Genomic DNA, 24,585 nt, shown 5'->3' with positions numbered 1-24,585 from the left:
CCGCATTCGCGAGCAAGCCCGCTCCCACAGGGGTTATGCGGTGTTTGGTTAGTCGAGTTTCAGGCCAGCTCTGTGGCAGTGTTCTTGACGACCGCCAGTTCCGGATGCGCCACCAGCTTATCAATGTGCAATTCATCGTTGTTCAGCCAGGTTTCCGTCAGCACCCGGTAGTGCTCCATATCCCGGCAGCGCATGCGCAGGCTGTAGTCGAACGGCCCGCTGATCAGTTGGCATTCAAACACCTGGGGGCAGGCTTTTACGCACGCTTCGAAGGCCTTTTGCGCCGAACGCCCGCTTTGGTTGGACAAGGCCACCAGCACCAGCAGCGACAGGCCCGGTGAGACCATCTGCACATCGATGATCGCGCCGTAGCCACGGATTACCCCGCGCCGTTCCAACTTGCGCACGCGCTCCAGGCAGGGCCTGGGGGTCAGGTGCACCAGCGACGAGAGCTTTTCGTAGGTGATCCGCCCCTGGTGGCGCAACACATCGATGATCGCCTCATCGATGCGATCCAGTGCGGGGGAGCTATGGGGTCCGTTGGCCTTGGTATCCATGGGTTTCACTTCAAACGGTTGGAAAGAAATTGCTGCAAGCGCTCGCTGTTGGGGTGGTCAAGAATCTCGGCGCCGCCTTGTTCCTCGACCCGGCCCTGATGCAAGAACAGCACTTGGCTGGACACCTGGCGGGCAAAGCCCATTTCGTGGGTGACCATCAACATGGTACGACCTTCTTCGGCCAACGTCTGTATGACTTTAAGCACTTCTCCTACAAGCTCCGGGTCCAGCGCCGACGTCGGTTCATCGAACAAAATGATTTCCGGCTCCATCGCCAACGCTCGCGCAATGGCCACGCGCTGCTGTTGGCCGCCGGACAGGAACGCCGGGTATTGATCGGCCACTCGGCCTGGCAGGCCGACTTTATCCAGGTACAGGCGTGCACGCTTTTCTGCCTCGGCGGCGCTCACCCCCAGCACCCGGCGCGGGGCCATGGTGATGTTTTCCAGCACGGTCATGTGGCTCCACAGGTTGAAGTGTTGGAACACCATGGCCAGGCGTGTGCGCAGGTTTTGCAGTTGCGCCTGGTGCGGCGCGCGCGTGCCGGCGCGGCCTTGCTGCATCTCGATGCTGATACCGTCCAGGGTGATCACCCCGGCGTCCGGCTGTTCGAGGAAGTTGATGCAACGCAGCATGGTGCTTTTGCCCGAGCCGCTGGCGCCGATCAGGCTGATCACATCACCGTTGCGGGCATTGAGGGACACGCCCTTGAGTACTTCGTGTTCGCCGTAGCGTTTATGGATGCCTTCAACTTGCAGCTTGATGGCGGCCGTTGCGGTGTTGGCAGCGGGGATATCCACCGGATAAGGGGCCAGGGCCTGCGCGGACTGGTTCATGGGTTAGCCTCGGGTAGGAACAAGAAAACGCATCCAGCGACGTTCGGCCAGTCGGAACAGGCCCACCAGTGCAAAGGACAGCAGCATGTACAGCAGGGCGGCGATGCCAAAGGCCTGGAACGTCAGGAACGTCTCGGCATTGGCGTCGCGGGCCACCTTGAGGATGTCGGCGACGGTGGCGGTAAACGCCAGCGAGGTGGCGTGCAGCATCAGGATCATTTCATTGCTGTAGGCCGGCAGCGCACGGCGCAGCGCGGCGGGTACCACCACAAACAGGTTGAGCCGCCAGCCATGCAGGCCATAGGCGCGCGCTGCTTCGATTTCGCCGTGGGGGATATTGCGGATCGCCCCGGCAAAGATTTCCACGGTGTACGCGCAGGTGTTGAGCACAAACGCCAGCAGGGTGCAGTTGAGCGCATTGCGGAAAAACTGGTTGAGCAACACGTTGTCCTGCACCAGCTCCAGGCTGTAGAGCCCGGTGTAGCAAATCAGCAGTTGGATATACAGCGGCGTGCCGCGGAACAGGTAGGTGTAGACCTCCACCGGCCAGCGCAGCCAGAAGTGTTCGGATACACGGGCCAGCGCGAGTGGGATCGACAGAAAAAAGCCGAACACTACCGAGACAATGAACAGCCACAGGGTCATTGCCACGCCGGACAGCCCCACGCCATCGCTGAACAGGTAGGCCAGGCCGTATTGCTGGAACAGTTCGATCATCGCGCCATCCCCTTGATGCCGAGGTTATAGCGCCGTTCGAGGCGCTTGAAGATGCGGTTGGAGAGGGTGGTGATCACCAGGTAGACCAGGCCCGCGAGGATCAGGAAGTACAGGGGCTCGTTGGTGGTCTTGCCGGCGTTCTGCGCGGCTTTGACCAGGTCGGACAAACCGATGATCGACACCAGCGCCGTGGACTTGAGCAGCACCAGCCAGTTATTGCCCAGGCCCGGCAGGGCGAAGCGCATCAGTTGCGGGAACAGCACCAGGTGAAATCGCTGCCAGCGGCTCAGGCCATAGGCCGTCGCGGCTTCCAGCTGGCCGACCGGCACGCTGAGGATGGCGCCACGGAAGTTTTCGGTGAAATACGCCCCGTAGATAAACCCCAGGGTGATCACCCCGGCGGTAAACGGGTCGATTTCAAAGTAGTCCCAGCCGAACACTTCGCTCAGGTCGTTGAGCCACAGTTGCAGGCTGTAGAAAATCAGCAGGATCAGCACCAGGTCCGGCACGCTGCGGATCAGCGTGGTGTACAGCGTGCCCGGCACCCGTAGCCATTTGGCGCTGGAAAGCTTGGCGCCGGCGGCGATCAGGCCCAGGGACAGGCTCAGGGCCAGCGCGAGGAACGCCAGCTTGAGTGTCATCCAGGCACCCTGGGCCAGCATCGGGCCGTAGCCTTGCAGGTTGAGGAGTTCGTTCATGGGTGGAGATCTCTAAGGAGCGCAGATCTTCCCCTGTGGGAGGTGCTTTTGTGGGAGGGGGCTTGCCCCCCGATTGCGGTGGGTCAGTCAATAAATGTGTCGACTGGCTCGGCCTCATCGGGGGCAAGCCCCCTCCCACAAAAGCACCTCCCACAGGGGCTGGCGTTGGCTTACTCGTTGTAGATATCTTGGTCGCCGAAGTATTTCTGCTGGATCCTGGCATAGGTGCCATCGGCCTGGACGGCGGCGATGCCCTTGTTGATCAGCGCGCGCAGTTCCTGGTCGTTCTTGCGCAGGCCCATGGCGATGTCGAGCGGCAGGGTCGGGTCCTTGAAGGCCGGGCCGGTCTTGAAGTCGGCGCCTTCCGGCTTGGACAGGAAGTTGAGCTGGGCTTCGAGCTTGTCGGTCAGGGTGGCGTCGAGGCGACCGTTTTGCAGGTCGGCGTAGTTCTGCTCCTGGGACTGGTACGCCTTGATCTGGGCGCCGAGCTTGGCCAGGTGCGCGCGGGCATAGGCTTCCTGCAACGAGCCTTGCAGCACACCGACCTGCTTGCCTTTGAGCGATTCGGGGGTGTCGCCGAATTCGGCGCTCTTGCGGGTGATCACCGAGGTAGGGCTGAGGAACAGGCGGTCGGTGAAGTCGATGACTTTTTCGCGGGCCGGGGTCACGGCCATGGACGACATGATGGCGTCGAACTTGCGCGCACGCAGGGCCGGGATCATGCCGTCGAATTCGTTATGCACCCAGGTGCATTTGACGTCGAGCTTGGCGCAGATCGCGTTGCCCAGTTCGATATCGAAGCCTTGCAGGCTGCCGTCGGCGGCCACGGATTCAAAGGGCGGGTACTCGGGAAATACGCCGAAGCGGATCTCTTTCCAATCCTGGGCGTGAGCGGCGCTGGCGCACAGTGGCAACAGCAATGCAGCGAAGAGTGATCGCAATGGAGTCATCTGTAGGTCCCTATATTTTGTAATTGATGTCAGGGCAGTAAAAGGGTGCAGCTTGCATTCATATGCTGACTCTTTGGTCGGGCTCAGAATGCTTCATGGTGGTGCGTTTTTTGTGTCGTTTAGCGGGTAGCCAAAGCGCAAATTGCGCTGTTAAAAACGCCAATGCAGCGGAATCGGCTGTGACACCCGCTGAATCGGCTTTTCATTCACAAAAAACTGGCCTGCCCTCGACGCAAAGCGGCAGGCCAGAGCGGTTTCAAGCGCGCTTTTTCTGCTGTACGGCCGGCGCCTGGGCCAGGCGTGCAAACAGGTCTTTGGGGTCGGCGAGGTCCGGTACCAGCTCAAGGGTGCTGCCGATATCCAGAGCCTTGGCCACGTCCAGCACATAGCGCAGGGCCGAGTAGTCTTCGATGGCGAAACCCACCGAGTCGAACAGGGTGACCTGGCGCGCGTTCTCGCGGCCGGGTTGCTGGCCGTTGATCACCTGCCACAGCTCGGTCACTGGCGAGTCTTTGGGCATGTGCTGGATTTCACCTTCGATGCGGCTTTGCGGTTCGTACTCGACGACCACTCGCGCCCGCTCGACGATTCGTCGGTCCAGCTCGGTCTTGCCCGGGCAGTCGCCGCCGACGGCATTGAGGTGCATGCCGGGTTCGATCATGTCGTCGGTGAGGATGGTGGCGTAGGCCTTGTCGGCGGTCACGGTGGTGACGATATCCGCGCCTTTGACCGCTTCGGCCACGCTGCCGGCCAGGACCACCTTGATCGCCGGGAAGGCCTTGAGGTTGGCGGCGAGCTTGGCGGTGGCCTTGGCGTCGATATCGAACAGGCGGATTTCGTCGATGCCGAGCATGGCGTGGAAGGCCAGGGCCTGGAATTCACTCTGCGAGCCGTTGCCGATCAGCGCCATGCTGCGGCTGTTTTCGCGGGCCAGGTAGCGGGCAACCAGGGCCGAGGTGGCCGCGGTGCGGATCGCGGTGGTCAGGGTCATTTCCGCCAGCAGCACCGGCTTGCCGGTGTCCACATCGCCCAAGGCGCCGAAGGCCATCACGGTGAGCATGCCGGCCTGGGTGTTTTTCGGGTGGCCGTTGACGTATTTGAACGCGTACAGCGCGGCGTCGGACACGGGCATCAGCTCAATCACGCCGTCCGGCGAGTGGTTGGCCAGGCGTGCGCATTTTTCGAAGTCCTGCCAGCGCAGGTAGTCGGCACGAATGTATTCGGCCATTTCGCTGATGCAGGTTTGCAGGCCTTTTTGCGAGACCAGGTAGCTGAGGTCGTTGACGTCGATGTAACGGGTCATGGCAAGACTCCTTATTGAAATGAGGGGCGGGCAGGCAGGTGCACTTCCGCCAACATGCAGCGGGCACTGCCGCCGCCGATGCGTTCGATGTTGTCGATGTTCACCACCACCGGCCGGGTGTGGCGCTCTACGTGCTGGCGCTGGGCCGGTTGCAGGGCGGCCCAGGCGCTGGCGGACATCACCAGCAGCGGCTGGCCATCGCGGTCGTGGACTTCAAGCATGTTGCCGGCGAAGGCTTCGAGCTGGTCGAAGTCGAGGGCCAGGATGTCCTTGCCGGTGTCACGCAGGGAGCGTTCCAGGGCCTGGCGTTCATCGGTATCCGGCAGGGCTTGCAGGCACACCACCGAGAGGTCGCGGCCGACGCTCATCATCACGTTGCTGTGGTAGATCGGCGCGTGGTGGCGGTCGACGGCGTGGAACACGCAGAGCTGGTAGTCGAGGCGTTCGGCGAACTGGCGCAGGGCGTCGTGGTGGGTGCGCCCGGAATGGCAGGCGTAGCTGATGCGGTGCTGGCGGTCGAGCACCATGCTGCCGGTGCCTTCGAGGAAGATGTTTTGTTGTTCCAGGTGGCTGAGGTCGATGGTGCTGTTGATCGCAAAGCGTTGCTCGAGTACTTGCAGCACGCCCTTGTCTCGTTCCAGTCGGCGGTTCTGGCCTTCCATCGGGTACAGCACCAGGCTGCCGTCGGCGTGGCTGCTCCACCAATTGTTGGGGAAGATCGAGTCGGGGGTGTGGGGCGCCGGGGTGTCTTGCACCACCAACACTTCGACGCCGTGCTTGCGTAGGGTGTCGACATAGCCATCGAACTCTTCCAGCGCTTTCTGCTGCGCCGCGAGCGGGTCGAGCGGTTGGCGCTGGAAGCGGTTGTTGATCGCGGTGTCCGGGTTGAAGGCAAAGCGCGCCGGGCGAATCATCAAGACGGTGTTGGTGGTTTGCATGGGGGCACGGGTCCATGGGTAGGTCGGTAAAGAACGATGCAGTGGGGCTATTTTGTGCGTTGTGGCGGGGGAATCCCGGCTGAAACAGCGAGGTGGCTCAGCCGGGAAAGCTGAAAAGGGGGGCAGGGCAGCCGAATCGGCTGCTGGCGTGAAATGCATTCAAAATGTAGGAGGGGGCTTGCCCCCGATAGCGGTGGATCAGCCAGAAAATCTATATCTGAAAGATTGCTATCGGGGGCAAGCCCCCTCCTACATTGGTATTGTGGTGGTTGGGGAATGTGTTTCTGCCAGGAGGAATTATGTCTACCGTCGTTCGTCTCGCCCAAACCGCCGATGCCGAGGGCATCAGCCAGGTCATCCTGGCGGCCTTGCACAGCAGCAATGCACGGGATTATCCGGCGGAGGTGATTGCGCGGGTGGCGGGCAACTTTACCCCCGAGGCGGTGCTGGAGTTGCTCACGCGTCGCGTGGTGCTGGTGGCTATTCAAGGCGAGGAGATCGTTGCCACCGCTGCCCTCGACGCTAATGTGGTGCGCTCGGTGTTCGTCAATCCGACGCTGCAAGGGCTGGGGATTGGTCGGCTATTGATGATTGAAATCGAGTTGCGCGCCCGTGAAGCCGGGGTAACGGTGCTGAGTGTGCCGTCTTCGCTGACTGCCGAGCCGTTCTATACCAAATTAGGTTTTCATACGGTGCGCGACGTTTACCACGGCAGCGAGCGCACATTGGTGATGGAGAAGATCTTGTCTTCTCGCCATCCCATCGGGCCGTATCGCGACCGCCAACATCGCGCGCAAGTGGTCGCGTTGTGGCAGCAGGCGTTTGGTTATGACACGGCGCATAACCTGCCGAGCCTGGCGATCGATAAGAAGTTGGCGGTGAATGACGGGTTGTTCTTTGTCGCGACGGATAAAAAAACCGTGATCGGGACAATTCTTGCCGGCTACGACGGCCATCGCGGCTGGCTGTATTCGGTGGCCGTACACACTGACTATCGGCGCCATGGCCTGGGTTCTTCGCTGGTGCGGTATGCGGAACAGGCACTGACGGCGTTGGGCTGCATGAAAATCAATCTGCAGATCACCAGCGGCAATGATGCGGTGGCGGGGTTTTACGAGGCATTGGGGTATGGGGCGGAGCCGAGGATCAGCATGGGCAAGAAGATTGTCGTGAATATCCCCAAAGATGCTTGAACACATCGCAAAGCAAATGTGGGAGGGGGCTTGCTCCCGATGGCGGTGGCTCAGTCAACAGATTTATTGACTGATCCACTGCCATCGGGGGCAAGCCCCCTCCCACAGGGTATTGCAGTGTTGCTGGATTAGACTTTTACGATCCAACCGGCTGGCGCTTCGACGTCGCCGGTCTGCACGCCGGTCAGCTCTTTGTAGAGCTTCTGGGTGATCGGGCCCACTTCGGTTTCGCTGTGGAACACGTGCAGCTTGCCGTTGTACTGGATGCCGCCGATGGGCGAGATCACGGCGGCTGTACCGCAGGCACCGGCTTCCTTGAAGTCGGCCAGTTTGTCGATGAACACTTCGCCCTCGACCACTTCCAGGCCCAGGCGGGTCTGGGCCAGTTCGATCAGCGACAGGCGGGTGATGCCTGGCAGCACCGAAGGCGACTTCGGCGTGATGAACTTTTTGTCGTGGGTGATCCCGAAGAAGTTGGCCGAGCCGACTTCTTCGATTTTCGAGTGAGTCATCGGGTCCAGGTAGATCGCGTCGGCGAAACCAGCTTTTTTCGCTTCCGACCCCGGCATCAGGCTGGCGGCGTAGTTGCCACCAACCTTGGCCGCACCGGTGCCTTGTGGCGCGGCGCGGTCGAAGGTGGAGATCTGGAAGTTGTGCGGCACCAGGCCGCCCTTGAAGTAGGCACCGACCGGGATTGCGAACACCGAGAAGATGAACTCCGGCGCGGTACGCACGCCGATATTGTCACCGGTGCCGATCACGAACGGACGCAGGTACAGCGCGCCGCCACTGCCGTACGGCGGGATGAACCGCTCATTGGCCTTGACCACTTGTTTGCAGGCATCGATGAACACGTCGGTCGGCACATGCGGCATCAGCAGGCGCGCGCAGCTGCGTTGCATGCGGGCGGCGTTCTGGTCCGGGCGGAACAGGTTGATCGAGCCGTCCTTGCAGCGGTAGGCCTTGAGGCCTTCGAAGCACTGCTGGCCATAGTGCAGGGCAGTGGAGCCCTCGCTGATGTGCAGCACGTTGTCGTCGGTCAGGGTGCCTGCTTGCCACTCGCCGTCTTTAAAGGTCTGGATAAACCGTTTGTCGGTCTTGATGTAGTCAAAACCCAGCTTGTCCCAATTGATGCTTTCGTTACCCATGACACCCTCTATCGTTGGTCAAGTCGGTTTTTTTCTGGATGGGCGCAACAATACTTCATTCTTGGCTTGTGTGGGAGCCACTGGGTGGACGCCTTCAGCCTCTATATTGACCGATCCACCGCTATCGGGGGGCAAGCCGCCTGCCACATTTGCAATGCATTGCCCTGTGGGAGGGGCGGTGCGACGATTCGACTTGCCCCCGATGGCCTCACCGCGGTTTTACAGGTGCAACGCGTGGCCCAATGCGCGCAACGCAGCTTCCTGCACCGCCTCGCCGAGGGTCGGGTGGGCGTGGATAGTGCCGGCCACGTCTTCCAGGCGCGCACCCATTTCCAGGCTCAGGCCGAACGCGGTGGACAGTTCGGACACGCCAACCCCCACGGCCTGCCACCCGACGATCAGGTGATTATCGCGCCGCGCCACCACGCGCACGAAGCCGGTTTTCGACTCCAGGGTCATGGCCCGGCCATTGGCCGCGAACGGGAAACTCGAGACGATGCAGTCCAGGCCCGCCGCCTTGGCGTCGTCCGGGGTCTTGCCGACCACCACCAGTTCCGGGTCGGTAAAGCACACCGCCGGGATCGCTGCCGGGTTGAATTCGCGGGATTTACCGCTGATCAGTTCGGCGACCATTTCGCCTTGGGCCATGGCGCGGTGCGCCAGCATCGGCTCGCCGCTCAGGTCGCCAATGGCATACACGTTGCGCATGCTGGTTTGGCAACGGCTGTCGATCCTGATCGCCGCGCCGTTCATGTCCAGGTTCAGCGCTTCCAGGTTCCAGCCTTGGGTATTGGGTTTGCGACCAACGGCCACCAACACCTGATCGGTGGCCAGCGACACGCTGTCGCCATTCGGGTCGCGTACTTGCAGGCTGCCATCGGCAAACCCGGTGACGCTGTGCTTGAGGTACAGCTTGACCCCCAGTTGCTTGAGGGATTCATGCACCGGCGCCGTCAGCTCGGCGTCGTAGGCGGGCAGGATGCGATCCTGCGCCTCGACCACGCTGACCTCTGCGCCGAGCTTACGGTAGGCAATCCCCAGCTCCAGACCGATATAACCGCCGCCCACCACGATCAAGCGCTTGGGCACACGTGTGGGCGCCAGCGCTTCGGTGGACGAGATAATCGGCCCGCCAATCGGCAGCATCGGCAGGTTGACGCTTTTCGAGCCGGTGGCCAGCAGCAGGTGTTCGCATTGGATGCGCTGGTCGCCGACGTCGACGGTCTTGCCGTCCACTACCTTGGCCCAACCGTGGATCACCTGCACTTTATGCTTCTTCAGCAGTGCAGCGACGCCGGTGGTCAGCCGGTCGACGATGCCGTCTTTCCATTCCACGCTTTTGCGAATGTCCAGGGTCGGCACATCCACTTCGATGCCCAGTTGCGAGCCCTGGCTGTGGTGGATGGTTTGCTGGAATTGCTCGGCCACATGGATCAAGGCCTTGGATGGGATACAGCCGATATTCAGGCAGGTGCCGCCCAGCGCCTGGCCTTCGACCAGGATAGTGGGGATGCCCAGTTGCCCGGCGCGAATCGCCGCGACATAGCCGCCAGGCCCGCCGCCGATAATCAGCAGAGTGGTATTCAACGTCATGACTTACTCCAGGAACAGGCTGGCGGGTTGTTCGAGCAGACCGCGTATGGCCTGGATGAATTGCGCCGCGTCCATGCCATCGACCACGCGGTGATCGAAGGAGCTGGAGAGGTTCATCATCTTGCGCACCACGATCTGCCCCTTGATCACCATCGGCCGCTCAACGATGCGGTTGACGCCGACAATCGCCACTTCCGGCAGGTTCAGCACCGGCGTACTGACGATGCCGCCCAATGCACCCAGGCTGGTCAGGGTGATGGTCGAACCGGACAACTCATCACGGCTGGCCTTGCCATTGCGTGCGGCTGTGGCCAAGCGTGCGATTTCCTCGGCATTACCCCATAGGCTGCGGGCTTCGGCGTGGCGCACTACCGGCACCATCAGGCCCACGTCGCTCTGGGTGGCGACGCCCACATGCACCGCGCCGAGGCGGGTGATGACCTGGGCTTCGTCGTCGTAGCGCGCGTTGATCTGCGGGAAGTCACGCAGCGCCACCACCATGGCGCGCACGATAAACGGCAGCAGCGTCAGCTTGCCGCGCGTGGCTCCATGCTTGTCGTTGAGGTGCACGCGCAGCTCGTCCAGTGCGGTGACGTCGATTTCTTCCACATAGCTGAAGTGCGCGGCGCGGCGGGTGGCGTCCTGCATGCGCTGGGCGATCTTGCGGCGCATGCCGATCACTGGGATCTGTTCTTCGCTGTTGCGTTCGGCGTAGGGGTTGGCGGCGGTTGGGTTTTGCGTCGGACTCTGGAGCAAGAAAGCCTCCAGATCTTCGTGCAGAATCCGGCCCGCCGGGCCAGAACCCTGCACCAGGCGCAGTTGAATCCCGGCATCCAGCGCATGCTTGCGCACGGCCGGGGAGGCCAGCGGGCGTTCATCGGCCTCGCGGGCAACCGGCGCAGCCGCCGGTTTAGCCGCCGGTTTCGCCTGCGGTTTTGCTTCGGCAACCGGCGCCGGCTTGGCTTCCACCACCGGGGCAGGCGCGACCTCTACAGGTTCAGCCAGCGCCGGCGCGTCCTTGGCGTTACCGGCGCCTTCCACTTCAATGCTGATTAAAATACTGCCCACGGCCATGACTTCACCCGGCTCGCCGCCGAGGGAAATGACTTTGCCGTGCACCGGCGAGGGAATATCCACCATCGCCTTGTCGGTCATCACATCCGCCAGCACCTGGTCCTCTACCACCAGGTCGCCGACCTTGACGTGCCATACCGACAATTCAACTTCTGCGATGCCTTCGCCAATGTCCGGCATCTTGATAACGTGCGTGCCCATTCAGACCTCCATAACCCGTTTCAACGCCGCGCCCACTCGGGTCGGCCCTGGGAAATACGCCCATTCCTGCGCGTGCGGGTAGGGGGTGTCCCAGCCGGTGACGCGTTCGATCGGCGCTTCCAGGTGGTGGAAGCAATGCTCCTGCACCAGCGACACCAGCTCGGCCCCAAAGCCGCAGGTGCGCGTGGCTTCATGCACGACCACGCACCGGCCGGTTTTTTTCACCGACTTGACGATGGTTTCCAGGTCCAGCGGCCACAGGCTGCGCAGGTCGATGACTTCGGCGTCGATGCCGGTTTCTTCGGCGGCGACTTGGGAGACGTACACGGTGGTGCCGTAGGTCAGCACGGTCACGGCCGAGCCCGGGCGCACGATGGCCGCCACGTCGAGGGGCACGGTGTAGTAACCGTCCGGCACTTGTGCTTGCGGGTGTTTCGACCATGGGGTGACAGGGCGGTCGTGGTGGCCATCAAACGGGCCGTTGTACAGGCGCTTGGGCTCGAGGAAGATCACCGGGTCGTCGTTTTCGATGGAGGCAATCAGCAGACCCTTGGCGTCATAGGGGTTGGACGGCATCACCGTGCGCAGGCCGCAGACTTGGGTGAACACCGCTTCGATACTCTGGCTGTGGGTCTGGCCGCCGTAGATGCCGCCGCCGCACGGCATGCGCATGGTCAACGGCGCGGTGAACTGGCCGGCCGAGCGATAACGCAGGCGTGCCGCTTCGGAGATGATCTGGTCGGTGGCGGGGTACACGTAGTCGGCAAACTGGATTTCGGCGACCGGGCGCAGGCCATAGGCGCCCATGCCCACGGCCACGCCGACAATGCCGCTTTCCGAGATCGGTGCGTCAAACACCCGCGAGCTGCCGTACTTGGTCTGCAAGCCTTCGGTGCAACGGAACACGCCGCCGAAGTAACCGACGTCCTGGCCAAACACCACCACGTTGTCGTCACGCTCAAGCATCACATCCATGGCCGAGCGCAGGGCCTGGATCATGGTCATGGTGGTGGTGGTCATGGCGGTTTCCACTTCAATGCTGTTGTTGTGATCGTTCATGTCAGATCCCCAACTCTTGACGCTGGCGCTTCAAGTGCTCCGGCATCTCTTTATAGACGTCTTCGAACATGGTCGCGGCGCTTGGAATCTGGCCGCCGGCAAGGGTGCCGTACTGTTCGGCTTGTTTTTGCGCGGCAATCACTTCGGCTTCCAGCTCGGCACTGACCGCCGCGTGTTCCTCTTCGGACCACTGGCCAATCTTGATCAGGTGCTGCTTGAGGCGGGCAATCGGGTCGCCCAACGGGAAGTGGCTCCAGTCGTCGGCGGGGCGGTATTTGGACGGATCGTCCGAGGTGGAGTGTGGGCCGGCGCGGTAGGTGACCCATTCGATCAGTGTGGGCCCGAGGTTGCGGCGTGCACGCTCGGCGGCCCAGGCGGAGGCGGCGTACACCGCAATAAAGTCGTTGCCATCCACACGCAGGGAGGCGATGCCGCAGCCGACGCCGCGTCCGGCGAAGGTGGTGGCTTCACCACCAGCGATGGCCTGGAAGGTGGAGATCGCCCATTGGTTGTTGACCACGTTAAGGATGACCGGCGCGCGGTACACGTGGGCGAAGGTGAGGGCGGTGTGGAAGTCGGACTCGGCGGTGGCGCCGTCGCCGATCCAGGCCGAAGCGATCTTGGTATCGCCCTTGATCGCCGAGGCCATGCCCCAGCCCACGCCTTGTACGAATTGGGTGGCGAGGTTGCCGGAAATGGTGAAGAAGCCGGCCTCTTTTACCGAATACATGATCGGCAGCTGGCGGCCCTTGAGCGGGTCGCGCTCGTTGGACAGCAGTTGGCAGATCAGGTCCACCAGCGGCACGTCGCGGGCCATCAGGATGCTTTGCTGGCGGTAGGTGGGGAAGCACATGTCGTCGATGTTCAAGGCCAGGGCCTGGGCGCTGCCGATGGCTTCTTCGCCAAGGCTTTGCATGTAGAACGACATTTTCTTCTGACGCTGGGCGACCACCATGCGGTTGTCGAAGATGCGCGTCTTGAGCATGGCGCGCATGCCTTTGCGCATGATCTCCACGGACACGTCTTCAGCCCAGGGGCCGAGGGCCTGGCCCTGGTCGTCGAGCACGCGGATCAGGCCTTTGGCCAGGTCGGCGGTGTCGGCGGGTTCTACGTCGATGGCGGGTTTGCGCACCAGGCCGGCGTCGGTCAGGCGCAGGTAGGTGAAATCGGTCTTGCAGCCTGGTCGGCCCGAGGGTTCAGGGACGTGCAGGCGCAGTGGTTCGTACTGCTGGGTCATGGCTTCTACGCTCGATCTTGTGAATTTCTTGTAGTGGGCGCGCTAGCTGACAGTCAGTCTTCGGGTAGAAGAAATCTTGTCCTACAACAATCATAGGCGTGGCGTAGAAGAATATTTATCTGTGTTTCATTGCACTGGGGACCATTTGCGGATAAAAAAACTGCATAAACATAATAAACAGGTGATTTTGTCTCATGCGCAAACTGGACCGTACCGATATCGGCATTCTCAACGCCCTGCAGGAGAATGCCCGGATCACCAACGCCGACCTGGCCCGCTCGGTCAATTTGTCGCCCACGCCGTGTTTCAACCGGGTGAAGGCGATGGAAGAGCTGGGGCTGATCCGCGAGCAGGTCACCCTGCTCGACGCGGATTTGCTCGGGCTGCACGTGAATGTGTTCATCCATGTGAGCCTGGAAAAGCAGAACGAGCTGGCGTTGCAGCAGTTCGAAGGGGCGATCTCGGACCGGCCCGAGGTGATGGAGTGCTACCTGATGGCCGGCGACCCGGACTATTTGATCCGGGTGCTGGTGCCGACGATCCAGTCGCTGGAGCGCTTCATGATGGACTTTTTGACCAAGGTGCCGGGTGTGGCCAATATCCGCTCCAGCTTTGCGCTCAAGCAGGTGCGCTACAAGACGGCGCTGCCCCTGCCGGCCAATGGCATCAGCCTCGGCTCCTGAATACCACCGAACCCATGTGGGAGGGGGCAAGCCCCTCCCACATTTATTAACTGTATTTCACAGTTGGTTGAGCGGGATCTTGAGGTAAACCACCCCATTCTCTTCCGCCGGCGGCATATTCCCCGCCCGCACATTCACTTGGATCGCCGGCAACAACAACGTCGGCATCCCCAACCCCGCATCACGCTGCGTACGCATCGCCACAAACGCGGCCTCATCCACCCCATCATGCACATGGATATTCCCCGCCCGCTGCTCGGCCACGGTAGTCCGGCACTTGGCCTCGCGACCCTCAGGCGGATAGTCATGGCACACATACAGCTCGGTCTCAGGCGCAAACGCCAACAGCTTGCGCATCGACGCATACAACTGCCGCGCATCACCGCCGGGGAAATCACAACGCGCCGTGCCCACGTCGGGCATGAACAGCGTGTCGCCCACCAGGATCAAGCGGTCGTCGATCAGGTAGGCCATGTCCGCCGGAGTATGGCCGGGCACATGCAGTGCCTGGGCCTTTAGGGTGCCGATATGGAAGATTTCGTCCGGCGCAAACAGGTGATCGAACTGCGAACCATCGGCGCGGAACTCCGGCTCCAGGTTGAACAGGTTCTTGAACACCCCTTGCACCTTGCTGATGGACTCACCGATGGCAATCTTGCCGCCCAAGGTGCGGCGCAAATACGGCGCGGCGGACAGGTGGTCGGCATGGGCATGGGTCTCCAGCAGCCACTGCACCTGCAGGCGGTGTTCGCGCACGTAGGCGATCACTTTGTCAGCCTGGCGTGTGTCGGTGCGCCCGGACGCCGGGTCGTAGTTGAGTACCGAGTCGACGATGGCACACGGGCCATCATCGGACTCATGTAGGACGTAGGTGTAGGTCGACGACGCCTCGTCCAGAAAGGCTTGAATCAACGCAGGCATGGCGGCGGTCCTTGGTGGTGGATTGCGGCTTACATTCGAGATGTTTTCCACATAGGCTTGCGAGCTTAAGGGAAAAAAACGGTCCGCGGCAAAGGATCGACCTGTAACGGGGCGTGACGCCATACGGCAACGACCCTTGTGTGCATTGACCATAAAAGGCAAAAGACCATGACCGACCAACACTGGGGCCCTACCATCAGTGGCGATATCGTAGTCATCGGCGGCGGTTCGGCAGGCATTGGCCTGCTGGCAAGCCTGCTCAAGCGCGACCCGCAGCTGCATATCATCCTGATCGAGCCCAGCGACTATCACTGCTACCAGCCGGCCTGGACCCTGGTGGGCGGCGGCGCCTACGACGTGACAAAGACCCGGCGGCGCCTGGCCGACGTGCTGCCCAACGGTGTCACTTGGGTGCAGACGGCGGTTGCTGAACTGCTGCCCGACGAGCACACCCTGGTCCTCGACAATGGCCAGCGCGTGAGCTGGAACAACCTGGTCGTTTGCCCCGGCCTGCGCCTGGCCTGGGAAAAAATCCAAGGCCTGCAAGACACCCTCGGCCAGCACGGTGTCACGTCCAACTACAGCTATGAACATGCCGCCTATACCTGGCAGCTGGTGCAGCAGTTGCAGGGCGGCAAGGCGCTCTTCACCCAGCCAGCCATGCCGATCAAATGTGCTGGCGCGCCGCAGAAGGCCCTGTACCTGTCCTGCCACCACTGGCTCAAACAGGGTGTTCTGAAAAACATCGACGTCGAATTCAACCTCGCCGGCGCAGCATTATTTGGCGTGGCGCACTTTGTGCCGCCGCTGATGAAATACGTGCAGAAATACAACGCGCGCCTGGCCTTCAACGCCAACCTGGTGAAAGTCGACGGGCCGGCGCACAAGGCCTGGTTTGAGGTGAAGGACGCCGATGGCAACGTCACCGTCGAGGAAAAATCCTTCGACTTGCTGCACGTGGTCCCACCGCAAGTGTCCCCGGAGTTCATCCGCCAAAGCCCGCTGGCCGACGCTGCCGGCTGGTGCGAAGTGAACCCCCACAGCCTGCAACACCTGCGCTACCCGCACATCTTCGGCTTGGGCGATGTGTGCGGTACCAGCAACGCCAAGACTGCCGCCGCTGTGCGCAAGCAAATTGTGGTGGTTGCCGAAAACCTGCTGGCCCTGCGTAAACAGGCGCCACTGCCGCTGAAATACGACGGCTACGGCTCCTGCCCGCTGACGGTGGAGAAGGGCAAGGTGGTGCTGGCCGAGTTCGGTTACGGCGGCAAGCTGCTGCCGACTTTTCCCCTGGACCCGACCCAGGCACGCCGTTCGATGTGGTTCCTCAAGGCCACGCTGCTGCCGTGGTTCTACTGGAACGGCATGCTCAAGGGCCGTGAGTGGCTAACCCGTCTGAGCAAGGTGGACTGAATGCTGCTGGCAAGTGTTTTAGGCCTGTTGATGGGCCTGGTCATGGGCCTGACCGGCGCCGGTGGCGGCATCCTTGGGGTGCCGGCGCTGGTGCTGGGGTTGGGGTTGACGATGACCCAGGCGGCGCCGGTGTCGCTGCTGGCGGTGGGCGCGGCGGCGGCCGTCGGTGCGCTCGATGGGTTGCGCCACGGCCTGGTGCGCTATCGCGCCGCGTTGCTGATCGCCTTGCTTGGGGCGCTGTTTTCGCCGCTGGGGGTGTTCCTCGCCCACCAGATGTCCGAGGCGGTGTTGATGGGGCTGTTCAGCGCGCTGATGGTGCTGGTGGCCTGGCGCATGTTGCAGCGCGAAAAACGTGAGGCCGGGCCAAGTGACCACGGCGCCGCGTCCTGGGGCCAGAAAAACTGCATGCTCGACCAGCAGACCGGGCGCCTGGCCTGGACCGCCAAGTGCAGCGCCACCCTGGCCGCGCTGGGCGCCGTGACCGGTGCGGTGTCCGGGCTGCTCGGCGTGGGTGGCGGCTTCCTGATCGTGCCCGCGTTCAAGCAACTTACCGACGTGCAGATGCGCGGCATCGTCGCCACCTCGCTGATGGTGATCAGCCTGATCTCGCTGATCGGCGTGGTCGGCGCGTTCCATGCCGGCGTGCGCATCGAGCCGCTGGGCTGGGTATTTATCGGCGCGAGCATCGTCGGCATGCTGGTCGGTCGGCGCCTGTGCTCGGTGATCCCCGCGCGCGCCTTGCAACTGGGGTTTGCCAGCCTGTGTGTAATCGTGGCGGCGGGCATGCTGTTCAACGCATTACTCTGAACCTTGTGGGGTGGGCCTGCAGCGCCGCGTGTTGATACCCGTCAATACCTGCTGCGCTGTATTGCCCCATGCTGTCAGCCTGATTTGAAGGCCGACGGAGCCCCCCATGAGCGCCCCCGCAACAACCGCAGCATCCTTCAAATTACCCCTGGGCCTGGTGGTCGCCGTACTGGTGATGGCCGGGGTGCTGCTGTTACCGCTGCCCGCTGATTTGCCGGTGGCCGGGCATCGCATGCTGGCGATCCTGGCGTTTGCCGTGGTGGTGTGGATCACCGAGGCGGTGTCCTATGAAGCCAGCGCGATCATGATCACCTCCTTGATCGCCTTTCTGCTGGGCACCGCGCCGTCGCTGCAAGACCCCACACACCTGATCGGCTCCAGCCCGGCGATCGGCATGGCCCTCACCGGGTTTTCCAACCCGGCGCTGGCGCTGGTGGCGGGCGCATTGTTTATTGCGGCGGCCATGACCCACACCGGGCTGGACCGGCGCATCGCCCTGGTGACCCTCAGCCGTATCGGCACCAGCACCCGGCGCATCCTGTTGGGCGCCATCGCCGTGACCATCCTGCTCAGCCTGGTCGTGCCCAGCGCCACGGCGCGCAGTGCTTGTGTGGTGCCGATCATGATGGGGGTGATCGCGGCATTCGGCGTGGATAAGCGCTCCAATATTGCCGCCGGGATCATGATCGTGGTGGCCCAGGGCACCAGCATCTGGAACGTCGGCATTCAGACCGCTGCTGCGCAGAACCTGCTGACCGTGGGGTTTATGGACAAGATGCTCGGCCAGCGGGTGTCGTGGATCGACTGGCTGATTGCGGGCGCGCCGTGGGCGTTGATCATGTCGGTGGTGTTGCTGTTTCTGGTGCTTAAACTGCTGCCGCCGGAAAGCGATAGCATCCCCGGTGGCAAAGAGGCGGTGGCCCAATCCCTGGTGGACATCGGCCCCATGACCGGGCCACAGAAACGCTTGCTGTGCGTGTCGGTGCTGCTGTTGTTGGCCTGGGCTACGGAAGGGCGCCTGCACAGTTTCGACACCACCTCGACCACCTATGCCGGGCTGGTATTCCTGCTGTTGCCGGGGCTTGGTGTGATGACCTGGAAGGATGTGCAGTCGCGCATTCCGTGGGGCACGGTGATTGTGTTCGGCGTCGGCATCAGCCTCGGCACGGCACTGCTGACCACCCAGGCGGGGCAGTGGCTGGGCGCGCAAGTGGTGGCGCACACCGGGTTGGACCAGGTCGGGCCGCTGGGCGTGTTTGCGATCCTGGGCGCGTTTTTGATCGTGATCCACCTGGGTTTTGCCAGCGCCACGGCGTTGACCTCGGCCTTGCTGCCGATTTTGATTGCGGTGTTGCAGACCTTGCCCGGGGACTTCAGCCGGTTGGGGATGACCATGCTGCTGGGGTTTGTGATGAGCTACGGGTTTATCCTGCCGATCAATGCGCCGCAGAACATGGTGTGCCTGGGGACCGGCACGTTTACGGCGCGCCAGTTTGCCAAGGTGGGGCTTCTGGTGACGTTGATCGGCTACCTGCTGATGCTGGTGTTCGCCGCCACTTATTGGAGTTGGCTCGGCTGGCTCTGAGCTAGGATTTGGTTTTCAGGGCGAGCGCGGTTCAATGTGGGAGGGGGCTTGCCCCCGATGACGGTCTTCCGGTGTGCATCTCCATTGTTCAGGTATTGGCGGCTTATGCTTCCGCTCTTACAACGGGTCACTTTTGGCAAACGCCCGGAATGCCGGCCCAGCGACTGATTTTGATTGGCCCATGCAGGCTTGGTCATATGACCTTGACGACGACCTTACCCTTGGCCCGGCCCCGTTCGACGTAGCTCAATGCCTCAGCCGTTGATTCGAAAGGGAAGACCCGGTCGATGACGGGGGTGATCACTCCTGACTCGACCAGCGCGGTGATTTCCTGCAATTGAACGCCGCTCGCCCGCATGAACACGAACGCATAGCTGATGCCCCGCTTGCGGGCTTTTCTACGTATGCCGCTGCTTAACAAACGCATTACCCAGCCCAGGCCCCAGAACAGTTTTTGCTCTTGTGCAAACTCTGCGGTGGGGGGCCCTGAGATGGAGATGAGTTGGCCACCTGGCTTGAGAATGTTGAGGGATTTTTCCAGCTCGACCGGGCCCAGGCTGTTCAATACCACGTCGTAGTCGCGCAACACGGTGTCGAAGTCTTGCTGTTTGTAATCGATGACCACGTCTGCACCCAACGCCTTGACCCACTCCACGTTACTGGTGCTGGTGGTCGTGGCAACAAAAGCGCCCAGGTGTTTTGCCAACTGGATGGCAACGCTGCCGACACCACCGGAGCCCGCGTGGATAAAGACTTTTTGCCCCGGCTTCACCCGGGCGGTTTCCACCAGCACCTGCCAGGCTGTCAGTGCAACCAAGGGCAGGGACGCGGCGTGTTCCAGGTCGATGTTTTTGGGTTTAAGTGCGAGGGCACTTTCCTCAATCGCAATCAATTCGGCAAAGCCCCCGATACGCGCCTGGGGCGGCCGGGCATACACCTCGTCACCGGGCTTGAAGTTGCGCACGCCTGAGCCCACGCGAACGACCACGCCGGCAAAGTCATTACCCATGATCAGCGGCAATGTGTAAGGCAGGATCAGTTTGAATTCACCTTTGCTGATCTTCGAATCCAGCAGGTTGACGCTGCTGGCATGCACCTTGACCAGGACGTCGTTGATGCCCGGTTCGGGTTCCGGTACCTCGTCAATACGTCCAGGATTTTTGCCGTAACGGTCGATCACGAAGGCTTTCATGGTTCAATTCTCATGGTTTTGCGCGACTGTCACGCCTGGGCTTGATAGCGCTCGGCAACCACCGACTGGCGAATCTCGGCCAGTAAACCCTGGCGGGCAGCCTGCAACGCATCCCAACGGGCGGCGTCTTGTAACGGTGGAATGGTCACCGGCTCGCGACGATCAAAACCAACCAGTGCAGCATCGACCAGATCGTCCACGCCCATGACTTCGCTCAAGGTGTTGATGTCGATGCCTGCGCGTTCCCAGATTTCCGTGCGGGTGGCCGCAGGCAGAACAGCCTGCACGTAGACACCTTTGGGCGAGAGTTCGAGGCTCAGCCCTTGGGATAGAAACAGCACAAACGCCTTGGTTGCACCGTAGACGCTCATGCCGAATTCCGGTGCCAGCCCCACCACCGAGCCAATGTTGATGATCGCGCCATTGCCAGCGTGGGCCAGGCGGGGAGCGATTGCGCTGGCGAGGCGCACCAGCGCGGTGGTGTTGAGCGCGACCAGGTTGGCAACACTGTCGGTGGATTGCTCGATGAAGCTACCGGATTGGGCGGCGCCGGCATTATTCACCAGGATGCCGATACGGGCGTCATCCCGCAGGCGAGCTTCGACGGTGGCCAAATCAGCGGGTTGCGTCAGGTCTGCCTGGATCACGTCGATGGAAACCGCGTGTTTCTCACGCAGTTGGGCGGCGAGTGCGTCCAGCCGGCTTTTGTCGCGGGCAACCAGCACCAAGTTGTGCCCGCGCTGGGCAAAACGCTCGGCGTAGGTCGCGCCAATGCCTGTTGAGGCGCCGGTAATCAGTACGGTTTCTGGGGTGCTCATGAGTAGATGCTCTTGATGGCTGGGGATAAGCAAGGCTGTTCAGTGGTTTTTATGATGTCGATCATAATCAAAACTGTCAACTGTTTTGATTATGATCGACATCAGAGTATAGTCAGGCCATTGTTTATGCGGTTCAGGAGCGCGCAATGAAGATCACCAAAACGCAATCACTCTCCAACCGCGCTCATATTGTGGATACGGCGTCGGAGCTGTTTCGTGAGCGTGGCTATGAGGGTGTGGGGGTAGCAGAACTCATGGCCAAGGCTGGATTTACCCAGGGCGGCTTCTATAAACACTTCGGCTCCAAGGCCGACTTGATGGCGGAAGCGGCCGAAAACAGCCTGGCAAAATCGCTGTCGAGTACCTGCGATGTAGACGTGCCGGGATTTGTAAACCTGTACGTGTCCAGGGACCACCGGGACGGCCGAGGAACCGGCTGCACCCTGGCCGCCCTGTGTGGTGACGCCGCCCGCCAGTCCGGTGATCTGAAGGCGACCTTTGCCAGCGGGGTTGAAAACACGCTGGCAGCGCTTGAGCACAAGTACACGCAGGGTTTGGATGTAACAGAGCAAGAGGCACGCGCGAAAATGATCGATCTGCTCGCCCACGCAATCGGTGCGGTGATGCTGTCGCGGGCGTGTCCGGATGACTCGCCTCTCGCGGATGAAATTCTGGAAACGTGCCGCGCTGAGCTATTGGCATCACTGCAGTCGAGTCAAGCAAGCCGCGTATAAATGGCTGGAAGGGGGCTAACCGATACGCCCAAGATGGCAAGATGAACTCCGCTCAGGTTTACTGTCTCTGAGTAATGGTTTACCGACGTCCCCCGTCGGGTCATCAAGGTCATCGAATGGACAAGTACACCCCCCACGCCTGGGAGCCCCACGAGCGTCCGAGCCTGCCGGGCTCGCCGTCGACGCCGCTGCACCCCACGCACAAGCGCTGGCTGTTCGCGTTGGTAGGCGTGTTGGTGGCAATCACCGGCGGGCTCGGTAATGGCCTGGTCATCGCCAACCTGCAATACCTGCAAGGCGCCCTCGGGGCGACCACCGCCGAAATGGCCTGGCTGCCCGCCGCCTATGTAATGACCAACGTGTGCATGAACCTGCTGTTGGTGAAGTTCCGTCAGCAATTCGGCCTGCGTGCGTTTACCGAGGTGTTCCTGGTGTTGTATGCGCTGGTGACCTTTGCCCACTTGTTCGTCAACGACCTCAATTCGGCCATCGCTGTGCGGGCCGCCCACGGCATGGTGGGGGCCGCGCTGAGTTCGTTGGGTTTGTACTACATGATCCAGGCGTTCCCGGCCAAATGGCGGCTCAAAGCTTTGGTGCTGGGCTTGGGCACGGCGCAGTTGGCCTTGCCGCTGGCGCGGCTGTTTTCCGAAGACCTGCTGCAAATTGCCGAATGGCGCGGCCTGTACCTGTTCGAATTGGGCATGGCGCTGATCTGCCTGGGCTGCGTGTTCCTGCTCAAGCTGCCGCCGGGCGACCGCTTCAAGACCTTTGAAAAACTCGACTTCCTCACCTTCGCGATCCTCGCCAGCGGCGTGGCCTTGCTCTGTGCGGTGCTGTCCCTGGGGCGCATCGACTGGTGGCTGGAAGCACCGTGGATCGGCGTGGCCTCGGCCTGTTCCCTGGTGTTGATCATGGCCGGCCTGGCCATCGAGCATAACCGCGCCAACCCAATGCTGATGACCCGTTGGCTGGGCAGCGGCACCATGATCCGCCTGGCGCTGGCGGTGATCCTGATTCGCATGGTGCTGTCCGAGCAATCCACCGGCGCGGTGGGGTTCATGCAGATGCTGAACATGAGCTACCAGCAGATGCACACGCTGTACGTGGTGATGCTGGCCGGGGCGATCAGCGGGCTGGTGGTCAGTGCGCTGACCATCAACCCGGCGCACCTGTTGATGCCGCTGATCATCTCCCTGGCGCTGATGGCCGTGGGCTCGGTGATGGACAGTTTTTCCAGTAACCTGACCCGCCCGCAGAACCTGTATATCAGCCAGTTCCTGCTAGGCTTCGGTGGCACCTTCTTTCTGGGGCCGACCATGGTGCTGGGGACGAAAAACGTGCTGACCAACCCGCGCAACCTGGTGAGTTTTTCGGTGATGTTCGGGATCTGCCAGAACCTCGGCGGCCTGATCGGTGCGGCGTTGCTCGGCACCTTCCAGATCGTGCGCGAGAAGTACCACTCCAGCATGATCGTCGAACACCTGACCCTGCTCGACCCGAGCGTGGCCGCACGCGTGCAGAGCGGCGGCTCGGCCTATGGCGGTATCATCGCCGACCCCGAGCTGCGCAACCTCGTGGGTATCCGTAGCCTGGCCACGGCGGCGACCCGTGAGGCGAACGTGATGGCCTACAACGATGTCTTCATGCTGATCGCGATCATCGCGATCCTGACCATGATCTGGATCTTTATCCGCAGTCTGTGGCTGATGAGCACCACCAAAGCAGCAGCCACTCCCGTTCAACCCAGCGGCGCAACTTCATGACCGAACCTTCGACAACCACCACTACCGCCATCGCTTCCACCCCTGAAGGCAGCACGCCCCCCGGCGCCGTGCCCACCGAGCTGCGGCCGCTGCGGGTGCGCATTCTTTCGTCCCTGGGCTTTGCCGCGATTGCCATCGTCGGCGTGTTGATCGTGCTGTACGCCTGGCAATTGCCGCCGTTCAGCAGCGCGGTGGAGACCACCGAAAACGCGCTGGTGCGCGGCCAGGTCACGATCATCGGCCCGCAGCTCAGCGGCTATGTGTTCGAGGTGCCGGTGCAGGACTTCCAATACGTCAAGGCCGGCGACCTGCTGGTGCGTCTCGATGACCGCATCTACAAGCAGCGCCTTGACCAGGCCCTGGCACAACTGGCGGTGCAGAAGGCCGCACTGGCGAATGTGGTGCAGCAGCGCAACAGCGCCGAAGCGACGATCAAACTGCGTCAGGCCGCGCTGGTGGACAGCCAGGCCCAGGCGCGCAAAAGCACCGCAGATTTGCGCCGTAATGAAGAGTTGATCAGCGACGGCTCGGTGTCCAGGCGCGAGCTGGACGTGACCCGCGCCGCCAATGCGCAGACCATTGCGGCGGTGGCCCAGGCCCAGGCCAACCTGGATATCGCGCGGCAGGATCTGCAAACGGTGATCGTCAATCGAGGTTCATTGGAAGCGGCGGTAGCCAGTGCCGAGGCGGCGGTGGAGTTGGCGCGTATCGACCTGTCCAATACGCGCATCACCGCGCCGCGTGACGGCCAGTTGGGGCAGATTGGCGTGCGCCTGGGCGCCTACGTCAACTCCGGCGCGCAGTTGATGGCGCTGGTGCCGCCGCAGCTGTGGGTGATCGCTAATATGAAAGAAACCCAGATGGATAACGTGCAGGTCGGCCAGCCGGTGACCTTTACCGTGGATGCGCTCAACCATCGCAAGTTTCACGGCACGGTGCAGCGTATTTCCCCGGGGACCGGGGCGGAGTTCGCCCTGTTGCAGGCGGATAACGCGACGGGCAACTTTGTGAAGATTGCCCAGCGCGTGCCGGTACGGATCACGGTAGATCCGGACCAGGTTGAGAGCGAGCGGTTGCGGCCGGGGTTGTCTGTAGTCGTCAGCATCGACACTGCCGGGCGCCCGAAAAACAGCCCGCCTTGAAACCACTGACACAATGCAGATCA

General features: G+C 61.9%; 23 protein-coding genes. 8 read left to right on the top strand and 15 right to left on the bottom strand.

Translation table 11 applies throughout. The features are described from left to right. Nucleotides 1-59: 59 nt before the first annotated feature. From CXQ82_RS19935 to ctlX, 7 genes are all read right to left on the bottom strand, one after another. A complete protein-coding gene (locus CXQ82_RS19935; protein WP_029296543.1) occupies nt 60-557 on the bottom strand; it encodes an Lrp/AsnC family transcriptional regulator in 498 nt (165 codons plus the stop codon). 5 nt (nt 558-562) lie between these two features. Further along, nucleotides 563-1,393: an ABC transporter ATP-binding protein gene (locus CXQ82_RS19930; RefSeq protein ID WP_256581818.1), complete on the bottom strand. Its 831-nt coding sequence runs from the start codon at nt 1,391-1,393 to the stop codon at nt 563-565. A 3-nt stretch (nt 1,394-1,396) separates the two neighbouring features. Continuing rightward, nucleotides 1,397-2,110 (bottom strand): ABC transporter permease, encoded by a 714-nt coding sequence (locus tag CXQ82_RS19925; protein ID WP_101271932.1) that lies wholly within the window; start codon nt 2,108-2,110, stop codon nt 1,397-1,399. Next, nucleotides 2,107-2,808 (bottom strand): ABC transporter permease, encoded by a 702-nt coding sequence (locus CXQ82_RS19920; protein ID WP_101271931.1) that lies wholly within the window; start codon nt 2,806-2,808, stop codon nt 2,107-2,109. The genes CXQ82_RS19925 and CXQ82_RS19920 overlap by 4 nt, the downstream gene beginning before the upstream one ends. Nucleotides 2,809-2,978: 170 nt before the next feature. Continuing rightward, nucleotides 2,979-3,758, bottom strand: coding sequence for an ABC transporter substrate-binding protein (locus CXQ82_RS19915; RefSeq protein WP_101271930.1), 780 nt, complete (start codon nt 3,756-3,758; stop codon nt 2,979-2,981). A gap of 256 nt (nt 3,759-4,014) precedes the next feature. Beyond that, a complete protein-coding gene (locus CXQ82_RS19910; RefSeq protein WP_101271929.1) occupies nt 4,015-5,061 on the bottom strand; it encodes an ornithine cyclodeaminase in 1,047 nt (348 codons plus the stop codon). 11 nt (nt 5,062-5,072) lie between these two features. Then, nucleotides 5,073-5,999 carry a citrulline utilization hydrolase CtlX gene (ctlX, locus tag CXQ82_RS19905; protein WP_101271928.1) on the bottom strand — a complete coding sequence of 309 codons (927 nt, stop codon included), beginning with the start codon at nt 5,997-5,999 and terminating at the stop codon, nt 5,073-5,075. A 299-nt stretch (nt 6,000-6,298) separates the two neighbouring features. Between ctlX and CXQ82_RS19900 the strand changes: the two genes are divergently transcribed. Continuing rightward, nucleotides 6,299-7,192 (top strand): GNAT family acetyltransferase, encoded by an 894-nt coding sequence (locus tag CXQ82_RS19900; protein WP_101271927.1) that lies wholly within the window; start codon nt 6,299-6,301, stop codon nt 7,190-7,192. 128 nt (nt 7,193-7,320) lie between these two features. On the opposite strand, the gene CXQ82_RS19895 is transcribed toward CXQ82_RS19900, so the two are convergent. The 5 genes from CXQ82_RS19895 to CXQ82_RS19875 form a co-directional block, all read right to left on the bottom strand. Continuing rightward, the gene (locus tag CXQ82_RS19895; protein WP_101271926.1) at nt 7,321-8,340 is read right to left on the bottom strand and encodes a branched-chain amino acid aminotransferase; all 1,020 of its coding nucleotides are present in this window, start codon (nt 8,338-8,340) and stop codon (nt 7,321-7,323) included. 219 nt (nt 8,341-8,559) lie between these two features. Then, entirely contained in the window at nt 8,560-9,933 is a 1,374-nt protein-coding gene (gene lpdA / locus CXQ82_RS19890; protein ID WP_101271925.1) for a dihydrolipoyl dehydrogenase, read from the bottom strand. 3 nt (nt 9,934-9,936) lie between these two features. Continuing rightward, on the bottom strand, nt 9,937-11,208 hold the full coding sequence (locus tag CXQ82_RS19885) for a dihydrolipoamide acetyltransferase family protein (protein WP_101271924.1): 1,272 nt from the start codon (nt 11,206-11,208) through the stop codon (nt 9,937-9,939). After that, complete coding sequence (locus CXQ82_RS19880; RefSeq protein ID WP_101271923.1) at nt 11,209-12,267, bottom strand: alpha-ketoacid dehydrogenase subunit beta; 1,059 nt, start codon at nt 12,265-12,267, stop codon at nt 11,209-11,211. It lies immediately after the preceding gene. Nucleotide 12,268: 1 nt separating this feature from the next. Beyond that, nucleotides 12,269-13,504, bottom strand: a complete 1,236-nt coding sequence (locus CXQ82_RS19875) for a 3-methyl-2-oxobutanoate dehydrogenase (2-methylpropanoyl-transferring) subunit alpha (RefSeq protein ID WP_101271922.1) — start codon at nt 13,502-13,504, stop codon at nt 12,269-12,271. Nucleotides 13,505-13,698: 194 nt separating this feature from the next. Here CXQ82_RS19875 and bkdR point away from each other — a divergent pair, with 194 nt between their 5' ends. Further along, on the top strand, nt 13,699-14,187 hold the full coding sequence (gene bkdR, locus CXQ82_RS19870; protein WP_003174877.1) for a Bkd operon transcriptional regulator BkdR: 489 nt from the start codon (nt 13,699-13,701) through the stop codon (nt 14,185-14,187). 57 nt (nt 14,188-14,244) lie between these two features. Here the strand turns inward: bkdR and CXQ82_RS19865 are convergent, their stop codons facing one another. Then, entirely contained in the window at nt 14,245-15,108 is an 864-nt protein-coding gene (locus CXQ82_RS19865; protein ID WP_101271921.1) for an MBL fold metallo-hydrolase, read from the bottom strand. 168 nt (nt 15,109-15,276) lie between these two features. Between CXQ82_RS19865 and CXQ82_RS19860 the strand changes: the two genes are divergently transcribed. From CXQ82_RS19860 to CXQ82_RS19850, 3 genes are all read left to right on the top strand, one after another. Continuing rightward, entirely contained in the window at nt 15,277-16,521 is a 1,245-nt protein-coding gene (locus CXQ82_RS19860) for an FAD/NAD(P)-binding oxidoreductase (protein WP_101271920.1), read from the top strand. Further along, nucleotides 16,522-17,328, top strand: a complete 807-nt coding sequence (locus tag CXQ82_RS19855) for a sulfite exporter TauE/SafE family protein (protein ID WP_101271919.1) — start codon at nt 16,522-16,524, stop codon at nt 17,326-17,328. A gap of 106 nt (nt 17,329-17,434) precedes the next feature. Beyond that, a complete protein-coding gene (locus tag CXQ82_RS19850) occupies nt 17,435-18,913 on the top strand; it encodes a DASS family sodium-coupled anion symporter (protein ID WP_101271918.1) in 1,479 nt (492 codons plus the stop codon). A gap of 193 nt (nt 18,914-19,106) precedes the next feature. On the opposite strand, the gene CXQ82_RS19845 is transcribed toward CXQ82_RS19850, so the two are convergent. Both CXQ82_RS19845 and CXQ82_RS19840 read right to left on the bottom strand, forming a co-directional pair. Further along, the gene (locus CXQ82_RS19845) at nt 19,107-20,105 is read right to left on the bottom strand and encodes an NADP-dependent oxidoreductase (protein ID WP_101271917.1); all 999 of its coding nucleotides are present in this window, start codon (nt 20,103-20,105) and stop codon (nt 19,107-19,109) included. A 29-nt stretch (nt 20,106-20,134) separates the two neighbouring features. Further along, nucleotides 20,135-20,923, bottom strand: coding sequence for an SDR family oxidoreductase (locus tag CXQ82_RS19840; RefSeq protein ID WP_101271916.1), 789 nt, complete (start codon nt 20,921-20,923; stop codon nt 20,135-20,137). 146 nt (nt 20,924-21,069) lie between these two features. Here CXQ82_RS19840 and CXQ82_RS19835 point away from each other — a divergent pair, with 146 nt between their 5' ends. The 3 genes from CXQ82_RS19835 to CXQ82_RS19825 all read left to right on the top strand — a co-directional run bounded on the left by CXQ82_RS19835 (nt 21,070) and on the right by CXQ82_RS19825 (nt 24,562). Continuing rightward, entirely contained in the window at nt 21,070-21,657 is a 588-nt protein-coding gene (locus CXQ82_RS19835; RefSeq protein WP_101271915.1) for a TetR/AcrR family transcriptional regulator, read from the top strand. Between the two features lie 116 nt (nt 21,658-21,773). Then, on the top strand, nt 21,774-23,420 hold the full coding sequence (locus CXQ82_RS19830) for an MFS transporter (protein ID WP_101271914.1): 1,647 nt from the start codon (nt 21,774-21,776) through the stop codon (nt 23,418-23,420). Then, a complete protein-coding gene (locus CXQ82_RS19825) occupies nt 23,417-24,562 on the top strand; it encodes an HlyD family secretion protein (RefSeq protein ID WP_101271913.1) in 1,146 nt (381 codons plus the stop codon). Before CXQ82_RS19830 ends, CXQ82_RS19825 begins: the two co-directional genes overlap by 4 nt. The last annotated feature ends 23 nt before the right edge of the window (nt 24,563-24,585 follow it).

The sequence above is a fragment of the Pseudomonas sp. S09G 359 genome (assembly GCF_002843605.1).
Taxonomy (GTDB): domain Bacteria; phylum Pseudomonadota; class Gammaproteobacteria; order Pseudomonadales; family Pseudomonadaceae; genus Aquipseudomonas.
The sequence above is the reverse complement of the archived record's forward strand: the minus strand, read 5'-3'. Positions and strand labels throughout refer to the sequence as shown.

What these genes read in the sequence shown, in the direction of transcription:
- CXQ82_RS19910 (WP_101271929.1), bottom strand. Translation starts at nt 5,061, where the DNA reads ATGACCCGTTACATCGACGTCAACGACCTCAGCTACCTGGTCTCGCAA.
- CXQ82_RS19875 (WP_101271922.1), bottom strand. Translation starts at nt 13,504, where the DNA reads ATGACCCAGCAGTACGAACCACTGCGCCTGCACGTCCCTGAACCCTCG.
- CXQ82_RS19885 (WP_101271924.1), bottom strand. Translation starts at nt 11,208, where the DNA reads ATGGGCACGCACGTTATCAAGATGCCGGACATTGGCGAAGGCATCGCA.
- CXQ82_RS19850 (WP_101271918.1), top strand. Translation starts at nt 17,435, where the DNA reads ATGAGCGCCCCCGCAACAACCGCAGCATCCTTCAAATTACCCCTGGGC.
- CXQ82_RS19855 (WP_101271919.1), top strand. Translation starts at nt 16,522, where the DNA reads ATGCTGCTGGCAAGTGTTTTAGGCCTGTTGATGGGCCTGGTCATGGGC.
- lpdA (WP_101271925.1), bottom strand. Translation starts at nt 9,933, where the DNA reads ATGACGTTGAATACCACTCTGCTGATTATCGGCGGCGGGCCTGGCGGC.
- CXQ82_RS19915 (WP_101271930.1), bottom strand. Translation starts at nt 3,758, where the DNA reads ATGACTCCATTGCGATCACTCTTCGCTGCATTGCTGTTGCCACTGTGC.
- CXQ82_RS19900 (WP_101271927.1), top strand. Translation starts at nt 6,299, where the DNA reads ATGTCTACCGTCGTTCGTCTCGCCCAAACCGCCGATGCCGAGGGCATC.
- CXQ82_RS19835 (WP_101271915.1), top strand. Translation starts at nt 21,070, where the DNA reads ATGAAGATCACCAAAACGCAATCACTCTCCAACCGCGCTCATATTGTG.
- CXQ82_RS19825 (WP_101271913.1), top strand. Translation starts at nt 23,417, where the DNA reads ATGACCGAACCTTCGACAACCACCACTACCGCCATCGCTTCCACCCCT.
- CXQ82_RS19830 (WP_101271914.1), top strand. Translation starts at nt 21,774, where the DNA reads ATGGACAAGTACACCCCCCACGCCTGGGAGCCCCACGAGCGTCCGAGC.
- CXQ82_RS19880 (WP_101271923.1), bottom strand. Translation starts at nt 12,267, where the DNA reads ATGAACGATCACAACAACAGCATTGAAGTGGAAACCGCCATGACCACC.
- CXQ82_RS19895 (WP_101271926.1), bottom strand. Translation starts at nt 8,340, where the DNA reads ATGGGTAACGAAAGCATCAATTGGGACAAGCTGGGTTTTGACTACATC.
- CXQ82_RS19930 (WP_256581818.1), bottom strand. Translation starts at nt 1,393, where the DNA reads ATGAACCAGTCCGCGCAGGCCCTGGCCCCTTATCCGGTGGATATCCCC.
- CXQ82_RS19925 (WP_101271932.1), bottom strand. Translation starts at nt 2,110, where the DNA reads ATGATCGAACTGTTCCAGCAATACGGCCTGGCCTACCTGTTCAGCGAT.
- CXQ82_RS19845 (WP_101271917.1), bottom strand. Translation starts at nt 20,105, where the DNA reads ATGAAAGCCTTCGTGATCGACCGTTACGGCAAAAATCCTGGACGTATT.
- bkdR (WP_003174877.1), top strand. Translation starts at nt 13,699, where the DNA reads ATGCGCAAACTGGACCGTACCGATATCGGCATTCTCAACGCCCTGCAG.
- CXQ82_RS19860 (WP_101271920.1), top strand. Translation starts at nt 15,277, where the DNA reads ATGACCGACCAACACTGGGGCCCTACCATCAGTGGCGATATCGTAGTC.
- CXQ82_RS19840 (WP_101271916.1), bottom strand. Translation starts at nt 20,923, where the DNA reads ATGAGCACCCCAGAAACCGTACTGATTACCGGCGCCTCAACAGGCATT.
- CXQ82_RS19935 (WP_029296543.1), bottom strand. Translation starts at nt 557, where the DNA reads ATGGATACCAAGGCCAACGGACCCCATAGCTCCCCCGCACTGGATCGC.
- CXQ82_RS19920 (WP_101271931.1), bottom strand. Translation starts at nt 2,808, where the DNA reads ATGAACGAACTCCTCAACCTGCAAGGCTACGGCCCGATGCTGGCCCAG.
- CXQ82_RS19865 (WP_101271921.1), bottom strand. Translation starts at nt 15,108, where the DNA reads ATGCCTGCGTTGATTCAAGCCTTTCTGGACGAGGCGTCGTCGACCTAC.
- ctlX (WP_101271928.1), bottom strand. Translation starts at nt 5,999, where the DNA reads ATGCAAACCACCAACACCGTCTTGATGATTCGCCCGGCGCGCTTTGCC.